At 67.4% G+C, this 25,016-nt stretch carries 24 protein-coding genes; 21 read left to right on the top strand and 3 right to left on the bottom strand.

Annotated elements, in window-relative coordinates:
* The first annotated feature begins 103 nt into the window (after window positions 1-103).
* The 15 genes from pyrR (at window position 104) to HYG77_RS30770 (ending at window position 16,908) form a co-directional block, all read left to right on the top strand.
* Window positions 104-733, top strand: a complete 630-nt coding sequence (pyrR, locus tag HYG77_RS30700; protein ID WP_208961482.1) for a bifunctional pyr operon transcriptional regulator/uracil phosphoribosyltransferase PyrR — start codon at window positions 104-106, stop codon at window positions 731-733.
* Window positions 734-1,675: an aspartate carbamoyltransferase catalytic subunit gene (locus tag HYG77_RS30705; RefSeq protein ID WP_109330283.1), complete on the top strand. Its 942-nt coding sequence runs from the start codon at window positions 734-736 to the stop codon at window positions 1,673-1,675.
* Window positions 1,672-3,018 (top strand): dihydroorotase, encoded by a 1,347-nt coding sequence (locus HYG77_RS30710; RefSeq protein ID WP_208961483.1) that lies wholly within the window; start codon window positions 1,672-1,674, stop codon window positions 3,016-3,018. Before HYG77_RS30705 ends, HYG77_RS30710 begins: the two co-directional genes overlap by 4 nt.
* Window positions 3,018-3,578: a transporter gene (locus HYG77_RS30715; RefSeq protein ID WP_109330279.1), complete on the top strand. Its 561-nt coding sequence runs from the start codon at window positions 3,018-3,020 to the stop codon at window positions 3,576-3,578. The genes HYG77_RS30710 and HYG77_RS30715 overlap by 1 nt, the downstream gene beginning before the upstream one ends.
* The gene (gene carA / locus HYG77_RS30720; protein WP_159922683.1) at window positions 3,575-4,735 is read left to right on the top strand and encodes a glutamine-hydrolyzing carbamoyl-phosphate synthase small subunit; all 1,161 of its coding nucleotides are present in this window, start codon (window positions 3,575-3,577) and stop codon (window positions 4,733-4,735) included. The genes HYG77_RS30715 and carA overlap by 4 nt, the downstream gene beginning before the upstream one ends.
* Window positions 4,735-8,103, top strand: coding sequence for a carbamoyl-phosphate synthase large subunit (carB, locus tag HYG77_RS30725; RefSeq protein ID WP_208961484.1), 3,369 nt, complete (start codon window positions 4,735-4,737; stop codon window positions 8,101-8,103). Before carA ends, carB begins: the two co-directional genes overlap by 1 nt.
* Window positions 8,100-8,939 carry an orotidine-5'-phosphate decarboxylase gene (pyrF, locus tag HYG77_RS30730; protein WP_109330273.1) on the top strand — a complete coding sequence of 280 codons (840 nt, stop codon included), beginning with the start codon at window positions 8,100-8,102 and terminating at the stop codon, window positions 8,937-8,939. Before carB ends, pyrF begins: the two co-directional genes overlap by 4 nt.
* Window positions 8,940-9,065: 126 nt before the next feature.
* Window positions 9,066-9,386, top strand: a complete 321-nt coding sequence (gene mihF / locus HYG77_RS30735) for an integration host factor, actinobacterial type (protein WP_005262298.1) — start codon at window positions 9,066-9,068, stop codon at window positions 9,384-9,386.
* Between the two features lie 8 nt (window positions 9,387-9,394).
* Entirely contained in the window at window positions 9,395-10,009 is a 615-nt protein-coding gene (gmk, locus tag HYG77_RS30740; protein ID WP_109330271.1) for a guanylate kinase, read from the top strand.
* A 49-nt stretch (window positions 10,010-10,058) separates the two neighbouring features.
* Complete coding sequence (rpoZ, locus tag HYG77_RS30745; protein WP_109330269.1) at window positions 10,059-10,364, top strand: DNA-directed RNA polymerase subunit omega; 306 nt, start codon at window positions 10,059-10,061, stop codon at window positions 10,362-10,364.
* Between the two features lie 14 nt (window positions 10,365-10,378).
* Complete coding sequence (coaBC, locus tag HYG77_RS30750; RefSeq protein WP_109330267.1) at window positions 10,379-11,677, top strand: bifunctional phosphopantothenoylcysteine decarboxylase/phosphopantothenate--cysteine ligase CoaBC; 1,299 nt, start codon at window positions 10,379-10,381, stop codon at window positions 11,675-11,677.
* Between the two features lie 134 nt (window positions 11,678-11,811).
* The gene (metK, locus tag HYG77_RS30755) at window positions 11,812-13,026 is read left to right on the top strand and encodes a methionine adenosyltransferase (RefSeq protein ID WP_109330265.1); all 1,215 of its coding nucleotides are present in this window, start codon (window positions 11,812-11,814) and stop codon (window positions 13,024-13,026) included.
* Window positions 13,027-13,072: 46 nt separating this feature from the next.
* Window positions 13,073-15,091, top strand: coding sequence for a primosomal protein N' (locus HYG77_RS30760; protein ID WP_208961485.1), 2,019 nt, complete (start codon window positions 13,073-13,075; stop codon window positions 15,089-15,091).
* Window positions 15,092-15,178: 87 nt separating this feature from the next.
* Window positions 15,179-15,835 carry a PadR family transcriptional regulator gene (locus HYG77_RS30765; RefSeq protein ID WP_109330263.1) on the top strand — a complete coding sequence of 219 codons (657 nt, stop codon included), beginning with the start codon at window positions 15,179-15,181 and terminating at the stop codon, window positions 15,833-15,835.
* A 95-nt stretch (window positions 15,836-15,930) separates the two neighbouring features.
* Entirely contained in the window at window positions 15,931-16,908 is a 978-nt protein-coding gene (locus HYG77_RS30770; RefSeq protein ID WP_109330260.1) for an alpha/beta fold hydrolase, read from the top strand.
* A 35-nt stretch (window positions 16,909-16,943) separates the two neighbouring features.
* On the opposite strand, the gene HYG77_RS30775 is transcribed toward HYG77_RS30770, so the two are convergent.
* Both HYG77_RS30775 and HYG77_RS30780 read right to left on the bottom strand, forming a co-directional pair.
* On the bottom strand, window positions 16,944-18,089 hold the full coding sequence (locus HYG77_RS30775) for a DUF6596 domain-containing protein (protein WP_208963579.1): 1,146 nt from the start codon (window positions 18,087-18,089) through the stop codon (window positions 16,944-16,946).
* A 5-nt stretch (window positions 18,090-18,094) separates the two neighbouring features.
* Window positions 18,095-18,502 carry a YciI family protein gene (locus HYG77_RS30780; RefSeq protein WP_109330259.1) on the bottom strand — a complete coding sequence of 136 codons (408 nt, stop codon included), beginning with the start codon at window positions 18,500-18,502 and terminating at the stop codon, window positions 18,095-18,097.
* A 257-nt stretch (window positions 18,503-18,759) separates the two neighbouring features.
* On the opposite strand from HYG77_RS30780, the gene fmt reads away from it, so the two are divergent.
* The 3 genes from fmt (at window position 18,760) to HYG77_RS30795 (ending at window position 22,082) form a co-directional block, all read left to right on the top strand.
* Window positions 18,760-19,683, top strand: a complete 924-nt coding sequence (gene fmt / locus HYG77_RS30785; RefSeq protein WP_208961486.1) for a methionyl-tRNA formyltransferase — start codon at window positions 18,760-18,762, stop codon at window positions 19,681-19,683.
* Window positions 19,680-21,113: a transcription antitermination factor NusB gene (locus tag HYG77_RS30790; protein WP_208961487.1), complete on the top strand. Its 1,434-nt coding sequence runs from the start codon at window positions 19,680-19,682 to the stop codon at window positions 21,111-21,113. The genes fmt and HYG77_RS30790 overlap by 4 nt, the downstream gene beginning before the upstream one ends.
* Window positions 21,114-21,224: 111 nt before the next feature.
* Window positions 21,225-22,082 (top strand): mycofactocin-coupled SDR family oxidoreductase, encoded by an 858-nt coding sequence (locus tag HYG77_RS30795; protein ID WP_109330255.1) that lies wholly within the window; start codon window positions 21,225-21,227, stop codon window positions 22,080-22,082.
* A 63-nt stretch (window positions 22,083-22,145) separates the two neighbouring features.
* Here the strand turns inward: HYG77_RS30795 and HYG77_RS30800 are convergent, their stop codons facing one another.
* Window positions 22,146-22,484 (bottom strand): MmcQ/YjbR family DNA-binding protein, encoded by a 339-nt coding sequence (locus HYG77_RS30800; RefSeq protein ID WP_109330253.1) that lies wholly within the window; start codon window positions 22,482-22,484, stop codon window positions 22,146-22,148.
* A gap of 100 nt (window positions 22,485-22,584) precedes the next feature.
* Between HYG77_RS30800 and rpe the strand changes: the two genes are divergently transcribed.
* Genes rpe through HYG77_RS30815 form a run of 3 tightly spaced genes read left to right on the top strand, consistent with a single transcriptional unit; the run spans window position 22,585 to window position 24,990 of the window.
* Window positions 22,585-23,268 (top strand): ribulose-phosphate 3-epimerase, encoded by a 684-nt coding sequence (gene rpe, locus HYG77_RS30805; RefSeq protein ID WP_109335134.1) that lies wholly within the window; start codon window positions 22,585-22,587, stop codon window positions 23,266-23,268.
* Window positions 23,269-23,289: 21 nt separating this feature from the next.
* A complete protein-coding gene (gene ribD / locus HYG77_RS30810; RefSeq protein WP_208963580.1) occupies window positions 23,290-24,345 on the top strand; it encodes a bifunctional diaminohydroxyphosphoribosylaminopyrimidine deaminase/5-amino-6-(5-phosphoribosylamino)uracil reductase RibD in 1,056 nt (351 codons plus the stop codon).
* A gap of 36 nt (window positions 24,346-24,381) precedes the next feature.
* On the top strand, window positions 24,382-24,990 hold the full coding sequence (locus tag HYG77_RS30815) for a riboflavin synthase (protein ID WP_109330252.1): 609 nt from the start codon (window positions 24,382-24,384) through the stop codon (window positions 24,988-24,990).
* The last annotated feature ends 26 nt before the right edge of the window (window positions 24,991-25,016 follow it).

Genomic DNA, 25,016 nt, shown 5'->3' on the forward strand with positions numbered 1-25,016 from the left:
GAGGCCGGGGCCCCGGCCTGGCGCAACTCGGCGCGCTGCTAAGCTGGCCGCGTCAGGCATCCTTTAACGATCCGTCCAGTGAGGCGGAGAAGGAGGTCGTTGTATGCGCGTGCCCGAAGGGTCCCGCCCTGCCGAGGAACCGGCAGAAGCAACACCGAAGTCGTCACCGGCAGTCGAGCCCGCGCGTGAGTTGTTGTCCGCAGCGGATGTAGGCCGCACCATTGCGCGTATCGCGCATCAGATCATCGAGAAGACCGCGATCGACGCCGCCGACGGTGAAGCGCCTCGCGTCGTCCTCATCGGGATACCCACCCGCGGCACGACCCTCGCGGCGCGTCTGGCCGCAAAAATCGAAGAATTCTCCGGCGTGCGTCCGCCGGTCGGTTCACTCGACATCACCCTCTACCGCGACGACCTGCGCACCAAGCCGCACCGCCCCCTCGAGCGGACCTCCGTCCCCGAGGGCGGTGTCGACAACGCGCTGGTGGTGCTGGTCGACGACGTGCTGTTTTCAGGTCGCACCGTCCGATCGGCCCTCGACGCTCTGCGGGACCTGGGACGGCCACGCGCAGTTCAGCTCGCGGTCCTCGTCGATCGCGGCCATCGGGAGCTGCCGTTGCGCGCCGACTACGTGGGGAAGAACGTGCCGACCGCCCGAACCGAGGACGTCAAGGTTCTCCTGGGCGAACACGACGGCCGTGACGCGGTCATGATCTCCGGGGGAAAGAGCTAAGTGAAGCACCTGTTGTCGATTGCGGACCTGACCCGAGGATCGGCGGTCGAGCTTCTCGACGAGGCGGAGCGCTTCGAACAGGCCCTCCTCGGGCGCGAGGTCCACAAGCTGCCGACCCTGCGCGGCCGCACCGTCATGACCGTGTTCTTCGAGAACTCGACACGGACCCGGGTGTCCTTCGAGGTCGCGGGCAAGTGGATGAGCGCGGATGTCATCAATGTCAGCGCCTCGAGCTCGTCGGTCTCGAAGGGCGAATCGCTGCGTGATACGGCCATGACGTTGCGTGCCGCGGGCGCCGACGCGCTGATCGTGCGCCATCCGGCTTCGGGCGCCGCTCACCAGATCGCCTCGTGGACGGCCGGCCACGACGGCGGACCGGCGATCATCAACGCGGGGGACGGCACCCATGAGCATCCCACCCAGGCGCTGCTCGATGCACTGACGCTGCGGCAGCGCCTCGGGGACATCGAGGGCAAGCGCATCGCCATCGTGGGTGACATCCTGCACAGCCGGGTGGCCAGGTCCAACGCGCTGCTGCTGTCGATGCTCGGTGCGGAGGTCGTTCTCGTGGCACCGCCCACGCTGCTTCCGGTCGGGGCCTCGTCCTGGCCGGTCACGGTGGCCCACTCGTTCGACGCCGAACTCCCCGGGCTCGATGCGGTCCTGATGCTGCGCGTGCAGGCGGAACGGATGAACGGGGGATTCTTCCCGTCCCAGCGTGAGTACTCGATCAATTACGGACTGTCCGAGAAGCGCCTCGCTCTGCTCCCAGAGCATGCCGTCGTGTTGCATCCGGGCCCGATGCTGCGCGGTATGGAAATCGCCTCCGCAGTCGCCGACTCTCCGAGAGCCGCTGTGCTGCAACAGGTCACCAACGGAGTGCACATGCGTATGGCCGTGCTGTTCCGACTGCTGGTCGGTGCCGAGGAAGTTGCCGGATGAGCAACTCGACAGAAACAGGAGAGACAGTGCTCATCAAGAACGCGTTGCTGTACGGCGAGGGCGAACCCACCGATGTGCTGCTCGACGACGGACTCGTCGCTGCGATCGGCGCGGACGCCGCGAAGTCCGCTGCTGCAGAAACCGACGTCATCGATGCGGCCGGCCAGATTCTGCTGCCCGGATTCGTCGATTTGCACACACATTTGCGTGAGCCGGGCCGCGAAGACACCGAAACCATCGATTCCGGTTCGGCTGCGGCTGCGCTCGGTGGGTACACGGCAGTGTTCGCCATGGCCAACACCAGCCCCGTCGCCGACTCGGTGGTTGTCACCGACCACGTGTGGCGCCGCGGGCAGGAAGTCGGGCTCGTCGACGTGCATCCGGTCGGGGCCGTCACCGTCGGGCTCGAGGGGAAGCAACTCGCCGAGATGGCGACGATGGCCGCAGGATCCGGCCGGGTCCGGATGTTCTCGGACGACGGTCATTGCGTCTACGACCCACTGCTCATGCGCCGCGCCCTCGAGTACTCGAGCTCGCTCGGTGTGCTCATCGCCCAGCACGCAGAAGAACCCCGGCTGACCGTCGGTGCCGTCGCCCACGAAGGCCCGACCGCGGCCCGGCTGGGCCTGGCCGGCTGGCCTCGTGCAGCCGAGGAATCGATCGTCGCCCGTGATGCGCTGCTCGCCCGGGATGCCGGCGCCCGTGTCCACATCTGCCATGCCTCCACCGCCGGAACGGTCGAGTTGGTGAAATGGGCGCGAGGGCAGGGCATTTCGATCACCGCCGAGGTGACGCCGCACCATTTGCTCCTCGACGACTCCCGTCTCGAAACGTACGACGCCGTCAACAAGGTGAACCCGCCGCTGCGCGAAGCCAGTGATGTCGCGGCGTTGCGCGCCGGTCTCGCCGAGGGGGTCATCGACTGCGTCGCCACCGATCACGCCCCGCACGCCGAGCAGGACAAGTGCTGCGAATTCGCCGCGGCCCGTCCCGGCATGCTGGGGCTGGAGACGGCGCTGTCGATCGTCGCGATGACCATGGTCCGGCCGGGCCTGCTCGACTGGCGTGGGGTGGCCCGCGTGATGAGCGAACGTCCCGCAGAGATCGTCGGACTCGACGACCAGGGGCGGCCCATCGCCGTCGGTGAACCGGCCAACCTGGTGCTGGTCGATCCGGATGCCGAATGGACTGTGCACGGGCCCGCACTCGCCAGCGTGGCGTCCAACACGCCGTACGAGTCGATGACGCTGCCGGCGCGGGTCACCACCACCATCCTCCGGGGCCGGGTCACCGCGCGGAACGGTGACGTCCGCACTCCCGTACGCAGCGGCGGAGGACAGTGATGGAGAGAATCCTCTGGATCGTCGGGCTGGCCGCCTTCTGGGCTCTGGCGATCTACCTCATGTACGTCGGATGGCGTGGCCGGGCCCGTCGGCAGGCCGACCGCATCGGTCAGCTGCCGTCCGTTCCCGCCCACCTGGGTGCGCAGACGATCGCGCCGGCGACCGGACTCTACGTCGGCAGCACGCTTGCACCCAGCTGGCAGGACCGAATTGCGGTCGGGGATCTCGGGTTCCGGGCCACCGGTGAAATCTCGCGGTACCACTCCGGCATCCTGCTCGAAAGGGACGGCGCCTCGGCGATCTGGATTCCGCAGGACGCGATTCGTGCGGTGCGCACGGAGCGGGGCCTCGCCGGCAAGGTCATGAGCAAAGACGGACTCCTGGTGATCCGATGGGCACTGCCGTCCGGCACCGAGATCGACACCGGATTCCGCAGCGACGACAAGTCCGTCTACCCCGTCTGGATCAACTCGGGCGAGTCGGGCGGCACCACAGACAGTGAAGATTCAGCGAATGCGGCGAGCTCTGGCGAGGTCGAGCAGAACGGAGAGAACGCATGAGCGGCTATGACACCGACTCGGCAGTACTGGTCCTCGAGGACGGCCGGATCTTTCGCGGCACCACGTTCGGTGCCGTCGGGCAGACACTGGGCGAGGCCGTCTTCAGCACCGGCATGACCGGCTACCAGGAGACACTGACCGACCCCAGCTATCACCGCCAGATCGTGGTGGCCACGGCGCCCCAGATCGGCAACACCGGCTGGAACGACGAAGACGACGAGTCCGTCGGTCCCACCGGGAGCAGTGCGGAAGCGAAGATCTGGGTAGCCGGTTACGTTGTCCGCGATCCTGCGCGCCGCACCTCGAGCTGGCGCGCGACCGGGTCTCTACAGGACGAACTGGTGAAGCAGGGTGTCGTGGGGATCGCCGGCATCGACACCCGCGCCCTCGTGCGCCACCTGCGCACCCGGGGGTCGATGCGGGCCGGAGTGTTCTCCGGAGATGCGCTCGCCGAACCGGAGGTGTTGCTGGAGCGCGTGAAGAGCCAGCCGTCGATGCTCGGTGCCGATCTCGCGGGTGAGGTCAGCACCACCAGCGGGTATGTCGTCGAGCCGACCGGGGGAGAGGCCCGCTTCACGGTCGCCGCGATCGACTTGGGTATCAAGACCAACACCCCGCGCATGTTTGCCGAGCGGGGTATCCGCGTACACGTTCTGCCGTCCGATGCGACGCTCGAGCAGATCCTCGACCTGAAGGCCGACGGCGTGTTCCTCTCGAACGGTCCGGGCGACCCGGCCACCGCGGACGGCGCCGTCCATCTCACGAAGGAAGTAATCGGGCAAGGCCTGCCCCTGTTCGGTATCTGCTTCGGCAATCAGATCCTGGGCCGCGCGCTGGGCCTCGGCACCTACAAGATGAAATTCGGTCACCGCGGAATCAACGTCCCGGTGATCGAACACGAAACCGGACGCATCGCGATCACCGCACAGAATCACGGGTTCGCGCTCGAGGGGGAGGCCGGGCAGGAATTCGACACGCCCTTCGGCAGGGCGGTGATCAGCCACACCTGCGCCAACGACGGCGCCGTCGAAGGAGTCCGTCTGCTCGACGGCTCGGCCTTCTCGGTGCAGTATCACCCTGAGGCCGCCGCCGGCCCGCACGATGCTGCTTACCTGTTCGACCGATTCACCAGCCTGCTCGAGGGAGTCAAGAAGTAATGCCACGCCGTTCAGATCTCTCCCACATCCTGGTGATCGGCTCCGGCCCGATCGTCATCGGCCAGGCCTGCGAGTTCGACTATTCCGGTACGCAGGCGTGCCGGGTGCTGCGCGAAGAGGGCCTGCGGGTCAGCCTCGTCAACTCGAACCCGGCCACCATCATGACGGACCCCGAGTTCGCCGACTCCACCTACGTGGAGCCGATCACGGCGGAGTTCGTCGAGAAGGTCATCGCCCTCGAGGCCGCGAACGGTCACCCCATCGACGCGGTTCTCGCGACCCTCGGTGGTCAGACCGCGCTCAACACCGCAGTGGCCCTGCACGAGCAGGGGATCCTCGAGAAGTACGACGTCGAACTGATCGGCGCCGACTTCGAAGCGATCCAACGCGGCGAGGACCGCCAGAAATTCAAGGACATCGTCGCCAAGGTCGGTGGCGAGTCGGCCCGGTCCCGGGTCTGCTACACGATGGACGAGGTCCGCGACACGGTGGCCGAACTCGGCTTCCCGGTGGTGGTCCGGCCGTCGTTCACCATGGGTGGCCTGGGGTCGGGCATGGCGTACGACGACGAGGACCTCGCCCGCATCGCCGGTGGCGGACTGGCCGCGTCGCCCACCGCCAACGTGCTCATCGAGGAATCGATTCTCGGGTGGAAGGAATACGAACTCGAGCTGATGCGCGACGGCCGCGACAACGTGGTCATCGTCTGCTCCATCGAGAACGTCGATCCCGTCGGCGTGCACACCGGTGACTCGGTGACCGTCGCTCCAGCGATGACTCTCACCGACCGCGAGTACCAGGCGATGCGCGACCTGTCGATCGACATCCTGCGCGAGGTCGGCGTCGACACCGGTGGTTGCAACATTCAGTTCGCGATGGACCCGGCCGACGGCCGCCTCGTCGTCATCGAGATGAATCCGCGGGTGTCGCGGTCGAGTGCGCTGGCGTCGAAGGCGACGGGCTTCCCGATCGCGAAGATCGCGGCGAAGCTCGCCATCGGCTACACCCTCGACGAGATCGTCAACGACATCACCAAGGAAACCCCTGCGTGTTTCGAACCCACGCTCGACTACGTGGTGGTGAAGGCTCCCCGCTTCGCGTTCGAGAAGTTCCCCGGTGCCGACGCGACTCTCACCACCACGATGAAGTCGGTCGGTGAGGCCATGTCGATCGGCCGTAACTTCACCGAGGCGCTCGGGAAGGTCATGCGCTCGCTGGAGACGAAGCAGACCGGATTCTGGACCGGGCCGCAGGTGGCCACCGAGAACCTGGACACGCTGCTCGCCGAGCTCGCCGTGCCGCACGAGGGCAGGCTGTACGGCATCGAGAAGGCCATGAGTCTCGGTGCCACCATCGAGCAGTTGTTCGATGCCACGGGAATCGATCCCTGGTTCCTCGACCAGATGTTGCAGATCCACGAGCTCGGTAGCGAGCTGCGCGAGGTCGACGAGGTGGACGAGCGCGTGCTGCGGCGCGCCAAGCACCACGGGTTCTCCGACCGGCAGGTTGCGGCGCTTCGCCCCGAGCTGGGTGACGAAGATTCCGTTCGGGCGCTGCGCGAGCAGTGGAACATCCACCCCGTCTACAAGACCGTGGATACCTGTGCAGCCGAGTTCGAGGCGAAGACGCCGTACCACTACTCCACCTACGAGCTCGATCCGGAGGCCGAGTCGGAGGTGGCTCCGCAGACGGAGCGTCCGAAGGTCCTCATCCTCGGTTCGGGCCCCAACCGCATCGGTCAGGGCATCGAGTTCGACTATTCCTGTGTCCACGCGGCCCTGACGTTGTCCGAGGCCGGTTACGAGACGGTGATGGTCAACTGCAACCCGGAGACCGTCTCCACCGACTACGACACCGCCGACCGGCTGTACTTCGAGCCGCTCACGTTCGAGGACGTGCTCGAGGTGTACCGGGCGGAGTCGCTGTCCGGCACCGTCGCCGGCGTGATCGTGCAGCTCGGCGGACAGACACCGTTGGGTCTGGCGAAACGGCTGAAAGCCGCAGGTGTGCCCATCGTCGGCACCAGCCCCGAGGCCATCGACCTCGCCGAGGACCGTGGCGAGTTCGGCAAGGTATTGGTAGAGGCGGGATTGCCGGCGCCCAAGTTCGGAACGGCAACCACGTTCGCCGGTGCCCGCGACATCGCCGCCGGCATCGGATACCCGGTGCTCGTGCGACCGTCGTACGTGCTCGGTGGCCGAGGCATGGAAATCGTCTACGACGAGGCCTCGCTCGAGAGCTACATCTCCCGCGCCACCGAGATCTCCGACGACCGGCCCGTACTGGTCGACCGGTTCCTGGAAGACGCCATCGAGATCGACGTCGACGCGCTCTGCGACGGGAACGAGGTGTACATCGGGGGAGTGATGGAACACATCGAGGAAGCCGGCATTCACTCCGGCGACTCGGCGTGCGCCTTGCCCCCGATCACCCTCGGGCGCGCCGACCTCGAGAACGTCCGCCGTTCGACGGAGGCGCTCGCGAAGGGTATCGGCGTCAAGGGGCTGCTCAATGTGCAGTACGCCCTCAAGGACGACATCCTGTACGTCCTCGAGGCCAACCCCCGTGCCAGCCGGACCGTACCGTTCGTGTCGAAAGCCACGGCCGTGCAACTGGCCAAGGCCTGCGCACGCGTCATGCTCGGCGAGACCATCGCGGAGTTGCGGAAAACCGGACTCCTCCCGGCCACCGGTGACGGTGGTTTCACCCCGGCGGACGCACCCGTCGCCGTCAAGGAGGCGGTTCTCCCGTTCAACCGGTTCCGGCGCGCCGACGGCACCGGGGTGGACACACTGCTGAGCCCCGAGATGAAGTCGACGGGCGAGGTAATGGGTATCGACGCCGACTTCGGCACCGCGTTCGCCAAGAGTCAGACAGCTGCATACGGTTCACTCCCCATCTCCGGGTCGGTGTTCGTGTCGGTCGCAAACAAGGACAAGCGGTCGCTGATCTTCCCGGTCAAGCGGCTGGCCGACCTGGGTTTCCGGATCCTCGCAACAGAGGGCACCGCGGCGGTCCTGCGCCGCAACGGCATCGTCTGCGAGGACGTGCACAAGCACTCCGGCGAGCCCCTCGAGGAGGGCGCCCGCACCATCGTCGACCAGATCCGTGACGGTGAGGTCGACATGGTGATCAACACCCCGTACGGCAACTCCGGTCCCCGGGTGGACGGGTACGAGATCCGTAGCGCGGCCGTCGGCGTGAACATCCCCTGCGTCACCACCGTGCAGGGCGCGTCCGCTGCAGTCCAGGGCATCGAGGCCGCAATCCGCGGCGACATCGGCGTTCAGTCGCTGCAGGCGTTGCACGCCCGGCTGCGCTCACCGGCCCCGTTCGAGGGGTCCGACACCGGTTCGCTCACCTCGTGACGGACCGGCACCACGACCAGGCGTGGGGTGCTCGGCTGAGGGCCGCGGTCGAGCACCGCGGCCGCCTGTGCGTCGGCATCGACCCGCACCCGGGGTTGCTCGAGGCGTGGAACCTTCCCGTCGATGCGGAGGGGCTCGAGGCCTTTGCCGAGATCTGCGTGGAGGCCTTCGTCGGTGAGGTGGCCGTCGTGAAGCCCCAGGTGGCGTTCTTCGAAGCGTACGGCTCGGCCGGGTACGCGGTGCTCGAACGCACCATCTGTGTGCTCCGGGAGGCCGGGACGCTCGTCGTCGCGGATGCCAAACGCGGTGACATCGGGTCGACGATGGCCGCCTACGCGCAGTCGTGGCTCGGCCCGGACTCGGCGCTGTCTTCCGATGCGGTGACGGTCTCGCCCTATCTGGGGTTCGGTGCGCTCGAACCGGCCCTCTCGCTGGCGGCGGAGCAGGGCCGCGGGCTGTTCGTGCTTGCTCGCACCTCGAATCCCGAAGGCGGGGAGTTGCAGGGTGCTGACGTTGCCGGGGGCGTGTCGGTGGCGCAGTCCGTGGTGAATGCGGCGGCCGAGCGCAATGCGGCAGAATCCGACCTGGTCGGGCTGGTCGTCGGTGCGACACGCGGACACGGTCTGAATTTGTCAGATTTTTCTGGACCAATTTTGGCGCCGGGACTGGGTGCCCAGGGTGCCACAGCACGTGACCTTGCGGACATTTTTCCCGATTCCCGGAAGTTGCTGCTGCCGAACAGTTCTCGCGGTATTCTCCGTGAGGGTCCGTCGGTGACGGCCCTGCGTGCGGCCGCTGTGAAGGTTCGTGACGAGGTCGAGTCCGCACTCTCATAGCCCACCGGAATCCGGCTTTGGCCTCGGGGGGTGGGTTCGCAATCGGCGCCGGGCGTGAGTACGGTCGCTATCGCTGCTGGTTATCCAGTGGTTTGGACTATTTGCCAACGACGAGACGGAGGAACCGTGGCCCTTCCCCAGTTGACTGATGAGCAGCGCGCTGCTGCTTTGGAGAAGGCAGCTGCTGCCCGTAAAGCCAGGGCTGAGCTCAAGGAGCGCCTGAAGCGTGGCGGCACCGACCTCAAGCAGGTTCTCAAGGACGCCGAGGACGACGAGATCTTGGGCAAGATGAAGGTGTCGGCGTTGCTCGAGGCACTGCCCAAGGTGGGCAAGGTCAAGGCGCAGGAGATCATGACCGAGCTGGAGATCGCTCCGACCCGTCGCCTCCGTGGCCTCGGCGATCGGCAGCGTAAGGCCCTGCTCGCCAGGTTCGACTTCGAGGCCTGAGCACGACAGTGGTAGCTGACGCTCGAGTGTCAGAAAGAAAGACCGCAGTGCGGAGGGGTCGGCTGGTTGTCCTGGCCGGCCCCTCGGCTGTCGGTAAGTCCAGCGTGGTGCGATTGTTGCGGGAACGGCTGCCGGAGCTCGTCTTCAGCGTGTCCGCGACGACACGGGACCCACGCCCGGGCGAGGTGGACGGCAAGGATTACCGCTTCACCTCTCGCGACGAATTCCAGCGGATGATCGAGTCGGGCGAGCTGCTCGAGTGGGCGGAGATCCACGGTGGTCTCCAGCTGTCGGGGACCCCAGCCGAACCGGTCCGCCGCGCCATCGAGCAGGGAAAACCGGTGCTGGTCGAGGTTGATCTCGCCGGCGCCCGGGCAGTGCGGGCTGCGATGCCGGAGGCGCTTCTGGTCTTCATGGCCCCGCCCAGTTGGGAAGCACTTGTCGAGCGCTTGACCGGCCGGGGCACCGAATCGCCGGAAGTGGTGGAGCGTCGTCTCGCCACCGCGAAGGTCGAGCTCGAGGCTCAGGACGAGTTCGACGAGGTCATCGTCAACGAGGATGTCAGCCGATCGTGCGACGAGTTGGTATCATTGTTGGTTGGACCCCGGGAACAGTCCGGGTAGACCACTAGTTCTCACATCCACTAGCCAGAACTATTTCAGGAGATACCGAGTGAGCAGCACCCCCGCAGTCGCGTCCGCAACCCCCAGCCACGGCGCCCTGCCTGCCTATGACACACCGCTCGGAATCACGAATCCTCCGATCGACGAGCTGCTCGCACGCACCTCGTCGAAGTACGCGCTGGTCATCTACTCGGCCAAGCGTGCCCGTCAGATCAACGATTACTACAACCAGCTCGGTGACGGCATCCTCGAGTACGTCGGCCCCCTGGTGGAGCCGGGCCTGCAGGAAAAGCCCTTGTCCATCGCGCTGCGTGAGATCCACTCCGATCTGCTCGAGCACACCGAAGGCGAGTGAGCGGAGGAACTGCCGTGCCCGACAAGGCGGCGAGCCCCGGGCTCGCGACGGGTCTCTCCGAATCTGCCCCTTCCGCAGTCGCACGTAAGCGAATCGTCGTCGGTGTCGGCGGCGGTATCGCGGCGTACAAGAGCTGCGCGATCATCCGCGCGTTCACCGAGGGCGGCCACCACGTGCGCGTCATCCCGACGGAGTCCGCCCTCGAGTTCGTGGGCCGGGCGACGTTCGAGGCGCTGTCCGGCAATCCGGTGCACACCGGAGTATTCGCCGACGTTCCGCAGGTGCCGCACGTCCGCCTGGGGCAGGAAGCGGACCTCGTAGTCATCGCGCCTGCCACCGCGGATCTGATGGCCCGTGCCGTCGCCGGGCGGGCCGACGACCTGCTTACCGCGACGTTGCTCACCGCACGATGTCCGGTGGTGTTCGCGCCGGCGATGCACACCGAGATGTGGGAGCATCCCGCTACGGTGTCCAATGTGGCAACCCTGCGCCTGCGTGGGGCCACGGTGATCGAGCCGGCATCCGGTCGCCTGACGGGCAAGGACACCGGCGCCGGCCGACTGCCCGAACCGGATGAGATCGTCGGACTCGCCTCGCTGCTCCTCGAGCGGCCCGACGCGTTGCCGCGTGATCTCGAGGGGCGTCGGATCCTCGTCTCGGCCGGTGGCACCCGGGAACCGCTCGATCCGGTCCGTTTCCTCGGTAATCGCAGCTCCGGCAAGCAGGGCTATGCCATCGCCCGTCTCGCGGTGCAGCGCGGCGCCGACGTCACGCTGGTGTCCGGATACACCGCAGGCCTCGCTGATCCGGCCGCCGTCGACGTCGTTCACGTGCGCACGGCCGAGGACATGCGTGCTGCCGTCGCCAAACACGCACCCGAGTTCGATGCGGTCGTGATGGCGGCCGCGGTCGCCGACTTCCGGCCGTCGACCACGGTGGCCAGCAAGATCAAGAAGGGCGCCGGAGAGCCTGACTCCATCGCGCTGACCAAGAACGAGGACATTCTGGCCGGTCTGGTGCAGTCCCGGGCCGAGGGCGAGATTCCGTCGGACACCGTGATCGTCGGTTTCGCCGCCGAGACCGGTGACGCGGACGGGGACGTCCTGACCTATGCGCGCGCGAAGCTCGCCCGGAAGGGATGCGACCTCCTGGTCGTCAACGCGGTCGGGGAGGGCAAAGCCTTCGAGGTCGACCACAACGACGGATGGCTACTCGGCGCGGACGGTTCGGAGTCCGCCCTCGAGCACGGCTCGAAGGCACTGATGGCGAGCCGGGTGCTCGATGCCGTCGAGCACCTGTTCCGGGCCGGCTGAGGACTAATCCTCGGTTGTTTCGGTGAGCGTAAAGGTGTCACTCACACCGGGGTGCCGCTAGGGTCGTTCGCGATGGTACATAGCTAAGCTGTTTCCAAGCGCTGTCCAGAAGACAACTGTCGAGAGGGAATTCTGTGAGCCAGTCCGGTAGTCGGCTATTCACCAGTGAGTCTGTGACCGAGGGGCACCCGGACAAGATTTGTGATGCGATCAGCGACTCCATCCTCGACGCCCTCCTCACGGACGATCCGCGCGCCCGGGTCGCAGTCGAGACCCTGGTTACCACGGGACAGGTCCACGTCGCCGGAGAGGTGACCACCACCGCCTACGCCGACATCCCCAAGATCGTGCGCGACACTGTGCTCGAGATCGGGTACGACTCGTCGGCGAAGGGTTTCGACGGCAATTCCTGCGGCGTCAACGTGGCGATCGGTGCGCAGTCCCCGGAGATCGCGCAGGGCGTCGACCATTCACACGAAGCCCGGACCGGTGGCCTGACCGACGACGACATCGACCGGCAAGGGGCCGGCGACCAGGGACTGATGTTCGGGTTCGCCACCACGGACACCCCTGAACTGATGCCGCTGCCGATCGCGCTGGCTCACCGGCTCTCCCGTCGCCTTACCGAGGTCCGTAAGTCCGGCGTCCTGCCGTACCTGCGGCCGGACGGTAAGACGCAGGTCACGATCGAGTACGACGGGGACAAGCCCGTCCGCCTCGACACCGTTGTCATCTCCACGCAGCACGCTGCCGACATCGATCTCGACAACCTCCTCACACCGGATCTGCGGGAGAAGGTTCTCGGATCGGTGCTCGCCGACCTCCGGATGCCGGAGCTCGACACGTCGAACATTCGACTTCTCGTCAATCCGACGGGCAAGTTCGTCCTCGGTGGCCCGATGGGTGATGCCGGGCTGACCGGGCGGAAGATCATCGTCGACACCTATGGCGGTATGGCCCGTCATGGTGGTGGCGCGTTCTCCGGCAAGGACCCGTCGAAGGTGGACCGGTCTGCCGCCTACGCCATGCGCTGGGTGGCCAAGAATGCGGTCGCGGCAGGTCTCGCGGATCGCATCGAGGTTCAGGTGGCGTACGCGATCGGAAAGGCTGCGCCGGTCGGGCTGTTCGTCGAGACGTTCGGAACCGAGAAGACCGATCCGGTGCGGATCCAACAGGCGATCACCGAAACCTTCGACCTGCGTCCGGGCGCCATCATCCGCGACCTCGACCTGCTGCGCCCTATTTACGCACAAACTGCCGCGTACGGTCACTTCGGCCGCACCGACATCGATCTTCCCTGGGAGAGCGTCGATCGGGCGGAGAAGCTGCGCGCAGCTGCAGGTCTCTGATCGGTAGCCGCCCTGCTGTGGGCGTCCTCCCGGTGGAGGGCAGGCTGTGACGTCAGCCAAGCTTGCGGCGGAGGTCGATCCGGTGGCGCGGGTGCTGCCGATGCTGCCGCTCCCGCACCTCGACCGTGAGTTCGACTATCTCGTTCCTCGCGAGCTCGAAGAGCAGGCTCAACCGGGTGTGCGGGTGCGCATCCGGTTTGCAGGGCGTCTCGTGGACGGTTTCGTGGTTTCCCGTACGGCGACCAGTGATCACCAGGGACGCTTCGGCTGGCTCGAACGGGTGATCTCTCCGGAGCGAGTACTCACTCCGGAGATCACCCGGCTCGTGGAACTCGTTGCCGCTCGGTACGCGGGTACCCGAGCGGATGTGCTGCGTCTGGCCGTTCCACCGCGGCACGCCCGGGCAGAAGCGGAGGCCGCGCCGGAATCGGCTCCGGCACCGGAACACGCCGTCGACCGAGAAGCGTGGGCCCAGTACGTTCACGGTCAGGCGTTCCTGACCGCCCTTGCGGAGCAGCGGAGTCCGCGGGCCGTCTGGCAGGCGCTGCCCGGCGAGGACTGGCCGGCACGGCTGGCCGAACTGTCGGCAATCGCCGCCGGTGCCGACACCGGCACGGTCATCGTGGTGCCCGATCAGCGCGATCTGGATCGGGTGGTTGCGGCCGTGGAGTCCCTGCTGGGCAGTAACCGGGTCGTCGGTCTCGCCGCGGGTCTCGGCCCCGCGCTGCGGTACCGGCGTTGGCTTGCCGCCCTTCGGGGGACCGCCAAAGTGGTCGTGGGCACCCGCAGTTCCGTGTTCGCGCCGACGCCTCGGACAGGTCTGATCGTCATCTGGGACGACGGCGACGACAGTCACTCCGAGCCTCGGGCTCCCTACCCTCACGCTCGCGAGGTGGCGCTCCTGCGGGCGTACGCCGGCGGGAGCGCAATGGTGGTGGCCGGGCATGCCCGCACCGCCGAGGGGCAGGCCCTCGTCGACTCCGGATGGGCACACGACCTGGTCGCGTCCCGCGACGTGGTCCGGGCCCGCGCCCCCAAGATCACCGCCCTCGCTGACAGCGATCACGCGCTCGCCAGAGATCCGGGAGCCCGCGCTGCCCGCCTGCCTGCCATTGCCTTCGCCGCGGCACGCGAGGCGCTCGGTGCAGGCAGGGGAGTGCTGGTCCAGGTGCCCCGCCGGGGGTATGTCCCGAGTCTCGCGTGCGGCAAATGCCGCGCTCCTGCCCGCTGCAGACGGTGCAACGGGCCCTTGGCGCTACCGTCGGCCGCCGGTCCGGACGGGGCGGGCACACCGGCGTGCCGATGGTGCGGAGTCGCGGACGCCGCGCACCGCTGTCACGCCTGCGGCGCCCGAGCTCTGCGGGCCGTGGTGGTAGGAGCGGGCCGGACGGCGGAGGAACTCGGGCGAGCGTTTCCCGGTGTACCGGTCCGGATGTCCGGGGGAAGCGATGTCATCGACGTCGTCGAGCAGGGGCCGGCGCTGGTGGTCTCCACTGTCGGCGCCGAACCGGTGATGACCGGCGGATACGGCGCCGCACTGCTCCTGGACGGCTGGGCGTTGCTCGGACGTCCGGATCTGCGAGCGGCTGAGGAGACCCTGCGGCGCTGGATGACGGCTTCGGCCCTCGTGAAGCCGTTCGGTGACGGTGGCCAGGTGGTCGTCGTAGCCGATTCGGGTATTCCGACAGTGCAAGCCCTGGTGCGCTGGGATCCGGTCGGTCACGCCCGCGCGCAGTACGAAGAACGGGCAGAAGTCGGGTTTCCGCCGGCGATTCATCTGGCGGCCGTCGACGGCAGCGCAAAGGCTATTTCGGAGCTCCTGGAACTGGCCGACCTCCCCGATAACGCGGAGTTGTTGGGCCCTGTGGAACTGCCGGCGGGGGCCCGCTTGCCTGTCGCCGGTGAGTCGCCGGAGCCGGCCGATATCGAGCGGATGCTGGTGCGCGTACCCCGTGGTGAGGGAAAACCATTGGCAGAGGCGCTGTCTGCCGCTCAAGCGGTCCGCAGTGCCCGGCGGGAATCGCATCCGGTGCGAGTCCAGATCGACCCCATCCACATCGGCTGATGCCCAATGAACTCATCCCTGATGGTTGCGCGAACGATTTTGACGATATATCGTTGATGCATCATCGATAAGCCTGAGGAGGCTGACATGCAGAACTTTCATATCGGACACCGCGGTTCCCGCAGGGACCGATTCGCACACCAGCGGACGGGCCGCCCGAACGGCCCGCACCGTCACGGGCACCGTCGCGGGCCGTTCGGTCCGGACGGAGATCCCGGATTCGGTCCGGGTATGGCGTTCGGCCGAGGCCGGGGCCGCGGTGGCAGGGGGCGACGCGGTGATGTCCGTTCGGCGATCCTCCTGCTGCTCGCGGAGGAACCGATGCACGGGTACGAGCTCATCCAGCAGATCGTCGACCGCAGTGGTGGGGTGTGGAAGCCCAGCCCCGGATCGATCTACCCCGCACTGTCCCAGCTCGAGGACGAGGGGCTCGTTCTCATCGAGAAGGTCGCGGGACGCAAGACCGCTCGTCTGACCGAGGAAGGGAAGACGTTCGTCGAGGCGAACACCGCTGAGCTCGGCACCCCCTGGGATGACGTCCGCGAGAGTGTCGGCCGGCCGGCGGAAGACCTGCGCGGCCTGATCGGGCAGCTCATGGGCGCGGCAGGGCAGGTCGCCGCTGTGGGGAATGAGGACCAGATCCGACGCGCCGGAGAAATTCTCACCGAAACCCGGCGTGCGTTGTACCGGCTTCTCGCGGAGGACGAACAGGACTCCGGCGACACGAAGAGCGCCGACTCCTAGCGACACACCGCGCGCAGGGTCCCACTCTCGTCGCGACACCACGGGCACACTCTGGGAAAGTTCACAGGGAATAGCCGCGGTGTCGGGGAGAGATCATGAACCTTCGAGGTGTTGTCACGGTCGCTGCTTGTGTTGCTTTGCTGTTTTCCGCCGGGCTGACCACAGCCCAGGCCGAAGACGTTCCGGCGTCGGGACTCGAAGTGCCCGCAGGTGTCGGAGTACCGCAGAGCGCGCGCAGCGCGGCCGCCGCGTACGCGGAAGCGCATCCGGGCAGCGCTCCCGCCGGATCGAACGATTTCTCCTGTACGCCCGCGCCCGAGCATCCCGAGCCCGTCGTTCTCGCGCATGGCACCGACGCCAGCGCCTACACCGACTGGGCCGCGTTGTCTCCCTTGCTCGCGGCGGACGGATACTGCGTGTTCGCCCTCAATTACGGCGGCAAACCCGGCGCCGACACGTACGGCACCGAAGACATCGTCGACAGTGCCGGAGAATTCGGCCGATTCGTCGCTCAGGTCCGCGAGTCGACGGGTGCGGAAAAAGTCGACGTGGTCGGATACTCGCAAGGAGCGAATGTCAGCCGCTACTACGTGAACAAGCTCGGTGGTGCACGCTTCGTCGACCAGTGGGTAGGGCTCGCTTCCCCCAGTTACGGCGGTGTGATGTTCGGGCTAGCCCCGATGTTCCAGGCGCTCCCCGGTGGGCCGGACGTGGTTACCGAGCTCACCTCTGTGGCGGTCGGTCAGCAGATGCAGGGGTCACCGTTCATGACCGAACTGAATGCCGGCGGCGACACGGTTCCCGGTGTCTCCTACACCACCGTCAGTTCGCGCTACGACGAAATGATCCAGCCGTTTTCCAACATGGCGCTGCACGGCGACGGGGCGGTGAACCTCGTCATCCAGGACCTGTGTCCGCAGGACGGGTCGGGGCATTTCCGGGCACCGTACGATCCGTTCGCGTTGGATCTCATCCGAACGGCTCTGGACCCCAACGCCATTCCGATTGCGCGATGCGAGTTCGTTCCGATCGGCGCGGACATTCCCCAGGTAGTCGTCGACAGTAACTTCTGAAATTTCAGACGCGAGTGTGGCCTGTTGCCCGGGGATCACCGGCACTTTTGCGCGTTGAGGCGTGCCGCCTGTCGCGTGAGGTGGTCGCGTTCGGCGAGGCTGGACGCCCATCGGGCAGCGTCGGCGTAGAGCCGTGCAGCGGTCACGGGGTCACCATCCCGCTCGTGGAGGTATGCCCCGACGGCGGCGTACCGGGGCAGGGCGGGGTCGATCTCCGCGAGGGCAGCCAGGCCGGCCCGCGGACCGTCGGCCTCGCCGACTGCGACAGCCCGATTGAGGCGCGCTACCGGGCTGTCGGTGAGGCGCACCAGTTCGTCGTACCACTCGACGATCTGCACCCAGTCGGTCTCCTCGGCGGTACGGGCATCGGCGTGGAGCGCGGCGATGGCGGCCTGGGCCTGAAACTCGCCCAATCGGTCGCGGGCGAGGGCTGCCTGCAGTACGTCGATGCCCTCGGCGATCAGGCGGGTGTCCCACAAACTGCGGTCCTGCTCGGCGAGAGACACGAGGCTACCGTCGGCGGCGGTCCGTGCCAGGCGTCGGGCGTGGTGGAGCAGCATCAGCGCGAGCAGGCCCGCCACCTCCTCGTGCCTGACCTCGGCTGCCAGTTGGCGGGTGAGCCTGATCGCCTCCGCGGCGAGGTCGACATCGCCGGAGTAACCCTCGTTGAAGACGAGGTAGAGCACACGCAACACCGTGGCGACGTCACCGGGCTGGTCGAACCGGACTTTGGAGATGGTCCGCTTGGCCCGCGTGATCCGCTGGGCCATGGTCGCCTCGGGTACGAGGTAGGCCTGCGCGATCTGACGCGTGGTCAGGCCGCCGACCGCGCGCAACGTGAGCGCGACGGCCGACGCCGGTGCCAGGGAAGGATGCGCGCACAGGAAGTACAGCTGGAGTGTGTCGTCGACCGACGGTGCCGGGCCCGGTGCGGGCTCCACCTCGACGAGCGCCTCGCGCCGGCGCCGGGAGGTATCGGTGCGGGTGGCGTCGAGGAACTTGCGCCAGGCGACGGTGATCAGCCAGCCCTGGGGATCTCGCGGCGGATCGGCCCGCCACACGCGCACCGCTTCCACCAGAGCGTCCTGCACGGCGTCCTCGGCCGCCGCGAAGTCGGCTCCGCGGCGGACGAGGATCCCGATCACCGTGGGGGTGAGGGTCCGCAGCACGACCTCGTCCACCTCGGTCACTCCGTGATGGTGGGCGGCTCGGTCAGGAACGGGCGCACCTCGAGCCACTCGTGGATCGGCTTCCCGCCCGCGCCTGGAGCTGCAGACAATTCACCGGCGAGTTCGAGCGCCCGCTCGCGGGTCTCGACGTCGATCACCATCCAGCCCGCGATCAGGTCCTTGGTCTCCGCGAACGGGCCGTCGGTCACCGGCGGACGCCCCTCGCCGTCGTACCGGACGAACGTGCCTTCCGGTGACAATGCCTGACTGTCGACGTATTCGCCGGTGCTTTCGATCCGAGCGGCAAAGTTCTCCATGTACTGCATGTGGGCCGAAACCTCCTCCGGCGTCCACTGATCCATCGGTACGTCGTTGACCGGTGCCGGTGCGCCTCGGTAGTGCTTGAGCAGCAGGTACTTGGCCATCGTCTTCTCCTCGGTGTGGTGTACGGCCCATTGTGGCCGTATTTCAACCCTGGGACGGAGCTGCGCTCGCAATTTCGACATCGTGCCGCGACATTTCCTGGAGCCCGCCGGTTTGTCGTGGTTGCGCATCGCAGTGTCATCGTGAGGCGCGCGACTCCCTAGACTGGTCGTCACACCGTCGACCCAAGGGGAGCTTTTTTCGTGAGTATCGTTTCGGCCCGCACCGCGGTCCGTCGTCAGCTGTGTGGGTCGCCGACGTGCGCCTAGTCTTCGCCGGTACACCCGAACCCGCTGTGCCGTCTCTCGAGCGACTCATCCGTTCCGCAAGTCACGAGGTGGTCGCCGTGATCACACGGCCGGACGCGGTGGCCGGGCGAGGACGGAAGGTAGTCCGATCGCCGATCGGTGCCCTTGCGGACGCGCACGGTATCGAGGTGCTCACGCCCGAGCGACCCTCGGATCCGGAGTTCCTCGCACGACTGACCGACCTGGCGCCCGAGTGTGCTCCCGTCGTCGCCTACGGTGCGTTGCTTCCGCAGAAGGTGCTGGACATTCCGGCCCTTGGCTGGGTCAACCTGCACTTCTCGTTGCTGCCCGCCTGGCGGGGTGCGGCGCCGGTGCAGGCGGCAATCGCTTCCGGCGACGACATGACGGGCGCGAGCGCCTTCCGGCTCGAGGCTGGAATGGACACGGGCCCGGTATACGGGGTCGTGACCGAGCGAATCCGCGCCACCGATACCGCGGGTGACCTTCTCGGCCGATTGGCCGACAGCGGGGCGGTTCTCCTCGAATCCGTTCTCGACGGACTGGCGGACGGCACGATCACCGCGGTTCCGCAGCCGGGAGACGGCGTCTCGTATGCACCCAAGGTCGCCGTGGAGGAAGCCCGAATCCGTTGGGACAGAACGGCTGTGGTGATCGATCGGCATGTCCGCTCGGTGACACCCGCACCGGGAGCATGGACGACGATCGGGGACGTTCGCGTCAAGGTCGGCCCGCTCACCCTCACCGACGACAGGCTCGAGCCCGGAGAAATCTCCGTGACCAAGAGCGACTTCCTCGTCGGAACCTCCACGGTGGCAGTCCGGCTGGACCGGATCCAACCTCAAGGAAAAAAACAGATGTCCGCTCTCGACTGGGCGCGGGGCGCACGACTCGACGCGAAGGTACGGGCACAGTGAGCGACTCGAGAAGACCCGCACGCGGCAAGAGGGCAGGAACAGGCGCGAGCAACAATCGGCCGCGCCAGGCGCGTCGGCCCGATGCCGCCCAGGCGGGTCTGGATCAACCTCGGCTCGCTGCACGTGACGTGTTGCGGGCAGTGCGTGAACGGGACGCCTACGCGAACCTGGTCCTCCCCGGACTGCTGCGGGAGCGGCGACTCGACGGCCGGGACGCCGCGCTTGCCACGGAATTGGCCTACGGCGCGGCGCGAGCGCGGGGACTGCTGGACGCGGTCATCGCGGACTGTGCGGGCCGCCCGATCGGGGAGGTCGACGGCCCGCTGCTGGATGTGCTCCAGCTGGGCGCCTACCAGCTTCTCCGTACGCGGGTGGCCCCGCACGCCGCCGTCGCCACCTCTGTCGACCTCGTCCGCGCAGAGGCGGGTCCGGGCAAGGCCGGGTTCGTCAACGCCGTGTTGCGCAGGGTGTCGGAGCGGTCGGAAGCGGAGTGGGTGGAGCGGTTGGCGCCGTCCGACCCGATCGGGCGGCTGGCCTTCCAGCATGCGCACCCGGCCTGGATCGCGCAGGTGTTCGCGGATGCGCTGGGGCCCGATGCCGGCGAACTCGAGGATGTCCTGATCGCCGACGATTCACGTCCGGCCGTTCACCTCGTCGCGCGGCCGGGTGAGATCTCGGCGGAAGAATTGGCTCTGGTCACCGGGGGAGAGGTCGGCCGGTACTCGCCGTATGCGGTGTATCTCGACGGTGGCGACCCGGGCCAGCTCGACGCTGTGCGCGAGGGTCTGGCCGGTGTGCAGGACGAGGGCAGTCAGCTGGTGGCCCGGGCACTCGCCCTGGCCCCACTCGAGGGAGCGGACGGCGGACGGTGGCTCGATCTCTGTGCCGGACCCGGTGGTAAAGCCGCGCTTCTCGGCGCACTCGCAGGTATCGAGGGCGGGCGACTCGATGCGGTGGAGCCGGTGGCGCACCGCGCCGACCTCATTCGTAAGACGACGCGGGAACTCCCGGTCGACGTGCATGTCGCGGACGGGCGCGATCCCGGGCTTGCCGGTGGGTACGACCGAATCCTGGTCGACGCGCCGTGCACCGGTCTCGGTGCCCTGCGGCGCCGCCCCGAGGCACGCTGGCGTCGGCAGCCGTCCGATGTGGCCGGTCTGGCGAAATTGCAGCGGGAACTGCTCGCCTCGGCGCTGGGGTTGGTGCGCCCGGGTGGGGTCGTCGTGTATTCCACGTGTTCTCCGCACCTGTCGGAGACAGTGGCGGTGGTGGCGGATGCGGTACGCCGCTATGGCGCGACAGCGCTCGACACGAGGGCGCTGGTTCCGGGCGTTCCGGGACTCGGTGACGGTACGAGTGTGCAGCTGTGGCCGCACCGCCACGGCACCGACGCGATGTTCCTCGCTGCGCTGCGGAAGCCGGCGGAGTGACCGTGATCTGACGCGCGTTCAGATAACTAGAACCTGTTCCCATTCGCGCTAAAACGTGTTCTACTTTTCTCGCGACGAAGGTCGCCGTCACAAGCGAGTGGAGGACTCACGATGAATCGGGTAGCGGGGAAAGTAGTTCTGATCACCGGCGCAGCACGGGGGCAGGGGCGCAGTCATGCCGTCCACCTGGCCGACGAGGGCGCCGACATCATCGCCTTCGACCTCTGCGAGGACATTGCATCGAACGGGTATCCCCTCGCGACGCCGGCCGATCTGGAAGAGACCGGGAAGCTCGTCGAGAAGGCGGGACGTCGCGTGGTCACGGCGAAGGTCGACGTGCGTGATCGCGCGGCGCTGAAACGGGAAGTCGACGCCGCCGTCGCCAGACTCGGGCGGCTCGACGTGGTGGTCGCCAACGCGGGTATCGCCCCACTCGGCAACGATGTGCCGGTCGAAGGGTTCGTGGACGCATTCGACGTCGACTTCGTGGGTGTGGTCAACACCATCCACGTCGCTCTGCCGCATCTCGGCGGTGGGGCGTCGATCATCGCCACCGGTTCGGTGGCCGGCCTCGTCCCCCAGACCGGCCTCAACGGTCAGCAGGCACTCCAGGGGCCGGGCGGAGACGGTTACGGTCTGGCCAAGAAGATGCTGCAGACCTACACGCATTCGCTGGCGCTCACCCTGGGCCCGAAGTCCATTCGCGTCAACGCCATCCATCCCACCAACTGCAACACGGACATGCTCCAGAGCCCGCCGATGTTCCGCACGTTCCGGCCCGACCTCGAGAACCCGACCGCCGAAGACGCGAAGGTGACGTTCCCCTTCATGCAGGCGATGCCGACGCCGTGGGTGGAGCCCGAGGATATTTCCCACGCGGTGGTATTCCTTTCGTCCGACGAGTCGCGGTTCGTCACCGGACAGCAGCTCCGGGTCGACGCGGGAGCGGGTCTCAAGCTGGGGGTCTGAGTCTGCGTACCGGATTTCGCGCCGGCGTCGCACCGCGGCCTACGATCGCCCCGGACTTGGCGATCAGGGACGGTCGACCTGCTTGCGGAGCTGAGCAGAGGCCTTGATCCGCCAGGCATCCTGCAGAAGCTCCGTGAGTTGGTCGAGGCCGACCTCGTCGAGACGGACCAGAATCGCGCCGTACCCGTCGTAGTGGGGGATGGTGTAGAAGGCGTTTCCCTCCTCGAGGAGAGCGGCCTTCTCGTCGAGACCGCACACCACCATGAGCCCGCCGTCGGACTCCGTGCGGTGTCTCGCGATCAGCTTGCCGGCCACCTTCAGCGCCGGGGTCCGGTAGGACGTGCTTTCCTGCACTGCGGGCAGTGACCTCCCGATGTCCACCACGTCCGCCCAGGTCGCCATGCCCCCAAGTATGGCGGAATCGTGACGGCGGGCGACGAAGTTTCTCGGGGTGCCGACCGCGTGGTCCGAGACGTTCCCGCGTGCGACTAAACTCCGGCGCGTGGCAACCCCGATGATCGCACCGTCCATCCTGTCTGCAGATTTTGCTCGTCTCGCCGAGGAGGCGACCGCGGTCGCCGGTGCCGACTGGCTTCACGTCGACGTGATGGACGCGCATTTCGTCCCGAACCTCACGCTCGGTCTTCCGGTGGTGAAGAGCCTGCTCGCGGCGACGGACATTCCGCTCGACTGCCACCTCATGATCGACGACCCGGGTCGCTGGGCACCGCCCTACGCCGAAGCCGGCGCCCACAACGTGACCTTCCACGCCGAAGCCACCGACGACCCGCGGTCGGTGGCCCGCGACATTCGGGCGGCCGGCGCGAAAGCAGGACTCAGTGTGAAGCCGGGAACGCCGATCGAGCCCTACCTGGAAATTCTGAAGGATTTCGACACGCTTCTCGTCATGAGCGTGGAGCCCGGATTCGGCGGACAGTCCTTCATCCCGGAGGTGTTGTCCAAGGCGAAGGCTGTACGGCGCCTGGTCGACTCGGGTGAGCTGACGCTGATCGTGGAGATCGACGGTGGCATCAACGCCGACACCGTCGAGGCCGCCGCCGAGGCGGGAGTCGACTGCTTCGTCGCCGGATCCGCTGTCTACGGCGCCTCCGATCCCGCCGAAGCGGTGCAGGCGCTCCGAGCCAGTGCTGCCAAAGCCTCTCCGCACCTGAGCATCTCGCGGTAACGGCCCAGCCGAGCCGTGAACGTGCCCCACGAGAATTCTGCCGCAGACCTCGACGCCGCGATGCTGATCGCCATCGGCGCCGCGGAGTCCGCCCGTGGTTTCACCAGCCCGAACCCCGCGGTCGGTGCTGTCGTGCTCGACGCCGGCGGGCGTATCGCCGGGGTGGGAATGACCCAGCCCCCGGGCGGTCCCCACGCCGAGATCGTGGCGTTGCGGGAGGCGGGTGACGCGGCGCGCGGAGGCACGGTCGTGGTCACTCTGGAACCGTGTAACCACCACGGCCGCACGGGGCCCTGCTCCACCGCGCTGATCGAGGCCGGGGTCGTGGCCGTCCACTATGCGGTGGCCGATCCCAACCCAGAGGCGGCCGGTGGCGCCGAAACTCTCGCGGCCGCCGGCGTCGCCGTCGCCTCCGGACTGCGCGCCCAGGAAGTCGAGCGCGGGCCGCTCCGGGCCTGGCTGCACCGGCAACGCACCGGCCGGCCGCACATCACCTGGAAATACGCGGCGACCCTCGATGGCCGTAGTGCCGCAGCGGATGGAACCAGCAAGTGGATCACCGGTCCCGACGCCCGAGCACGGGTCCACGCCGACCGCGCGAAGCTCGATGCGATCGTGGTCGGCACGGGGACCGTGCTCGCCGACGACCCACGGTTGACGGCTCGGCTGCCCGACGGGTCCCTCGCCGCCCACCAACCGCTGCGCGTGGTCGTCGGCCGGACCGAGCTTCCGCCGCGCGCTCGGGTTCTCGACGACTCGGCGCCCACGCTGCTGCTCCGCACCCACGATGTGAACGACGTCGTCGCCGCCCTCGCCGAGTACACCGACGTTCTGCTCGAAGGTGGGCCCCGGTTGGCGGGTGCCTTCCTTGCCGCAGGCCGGGTCGACCGGATCCAGGCCTACCTCGCTCCGCTGGTACTCGGTGCCGGCAGGCCCGCGGTGTCGGAGGCGGGGGTGTTCACGATCGACGGCGCACTGCGGTTCAACCACGAGTCCGTCGAAACAATCGGCCCCGATTTGTTGTTGAGTTTGATTCCGGCACTGCCGGAGCACCCCGCCCTGTCCAGCAAGCCCTGAATATCACTGTCAGCCTGAAAACGAGGAGTAGCCACCGTGTTCACCGGAATCGTCGAAGAATTGGGTGAGGTCGTCGCCAAGGAAGAGCTGGCTGACGCCGCACGGTTCACCGTGCGCGGTCCGGTGGTCACTTCTGATGCGTCGCACGGAGACTCGATTGCCGTGAACGGTGTGTGCCTCACCGTCGTCGAAGTGCTCGCCGACGGGTCGTTCACGGCCGACGTCATGCAGGAGACCTTGAACCGGTCGAGTCTGCAGAAGATCGATGTCGGGAGCCGGGTCAACCTCGAGCGGGCGGCAGCGCTGAACAGCAGGCTCGGCGGTCACCTCGTTCAGGGGCACGTCGACGGTACCGGTCACATCATCAGCCGGAGCCCGTCCGACAACTGGGAAGTGGTGCGGATCGCTCTGCCCGACGCTATCTCGAAGTATGTAGTGGAGAAGGGATCGATCACGGTCGACGGGGTATCGCTGACCGTGTCGGCGCTCGGTGGTGAGCGCGGCGACGAGTATTTCGAAATCTCGCTGATCCCCACCACGCTGAACCTGACCACACTGGGAGCGGCGCCGGTCGGCGCACCCGTCAATCTGGAGGTCGACGTGATCGCCAAGTATGTGGAGCGCCTGCAAGCCGCCGGCCGCTGAGTCGTACTGTTGAGAAGCATCCGACG

This window comes from Rhodococcus sp. ZPP (genome assembly GCF_017656075.1).
GTDB lineage: Bacteria > Actinomycetota > Actinomycetes > Mycobacteriales > Mycobacteriaceae > Rhodococcus_F > Rhodococcus_F oxybenzonivorans.

Bases quoted from the DNA above. Each gene is read 5' to 3' on its own strand.
- HYG77_RS30715 (WP_109330279.1), top strand. From the start codon at position 3,018: ATGGAGAGAATCCTCTGGATCGTCGGGCTGGCCGCCTTCTGGGCTCTG.
- HYG77_RS30780 (WP_109330259.1), bottom strand. From the start codon at position 18,502: ATGGCCAAGTACCTGCTGCTCAAGCACTACCGAGGCGCACCGGCACCG.
- carB (WP_208961484.1), top strand. From the start codon at position 4,735: ATGCCACGCCGTTCAGATCTCTCCCACATCCTGGTGATCGGCTCCGGC.
- carA (WP_159922683.1), top strand. From the start codon at position 3,575: ATGAGCGGCTATGACACCGACTCGGCAGTACTGGTCCTCGAGGACGGC.
- pyrR (WP_208961482.1), top strand. From the start codon at position 104: ATGCGCGTGCCCGAAGGGTCCCGCCCTGCCGAGGAACCGGCAGAAGCA.
- HYG77_RS30765 (WP_109330263.1), top strand. From the start codon at position 15,179: ATGCAGAACTTTCATATCGGACACCGCGGTTCCCGCAGGGACCGATTC.
- HYG77_RS30710 (WP_208961483.1), top strand. From the start codon at position 1,672: ATGAGCAACTCGACAGAAACAGGAGAGACAGTGCTCATCAAGAACGCG.
- HYG77_RS30770 (WP_109330260.1), top strand. From the start codon at position 15,931: ATGAACCTTCGAGGTGTTGTCACGGTCGCTGCTTGTGTTGCTTTGCTG.
- HYG77_RS30800 (WP_109330253.1), bottom strand. From the start codon at position 22,484: ATGGCGACCTGGGCGGACGTGGTGGACATCGGGAGGTCACTGCCCGCA.
- HYG77_RS30795 (WP_109330255.1), top strand. From the start codon at position 21,225: ATGAATCGGGTAGCGGGGAAAGTAGTTCTGATCACCGGCGCAGCACGG.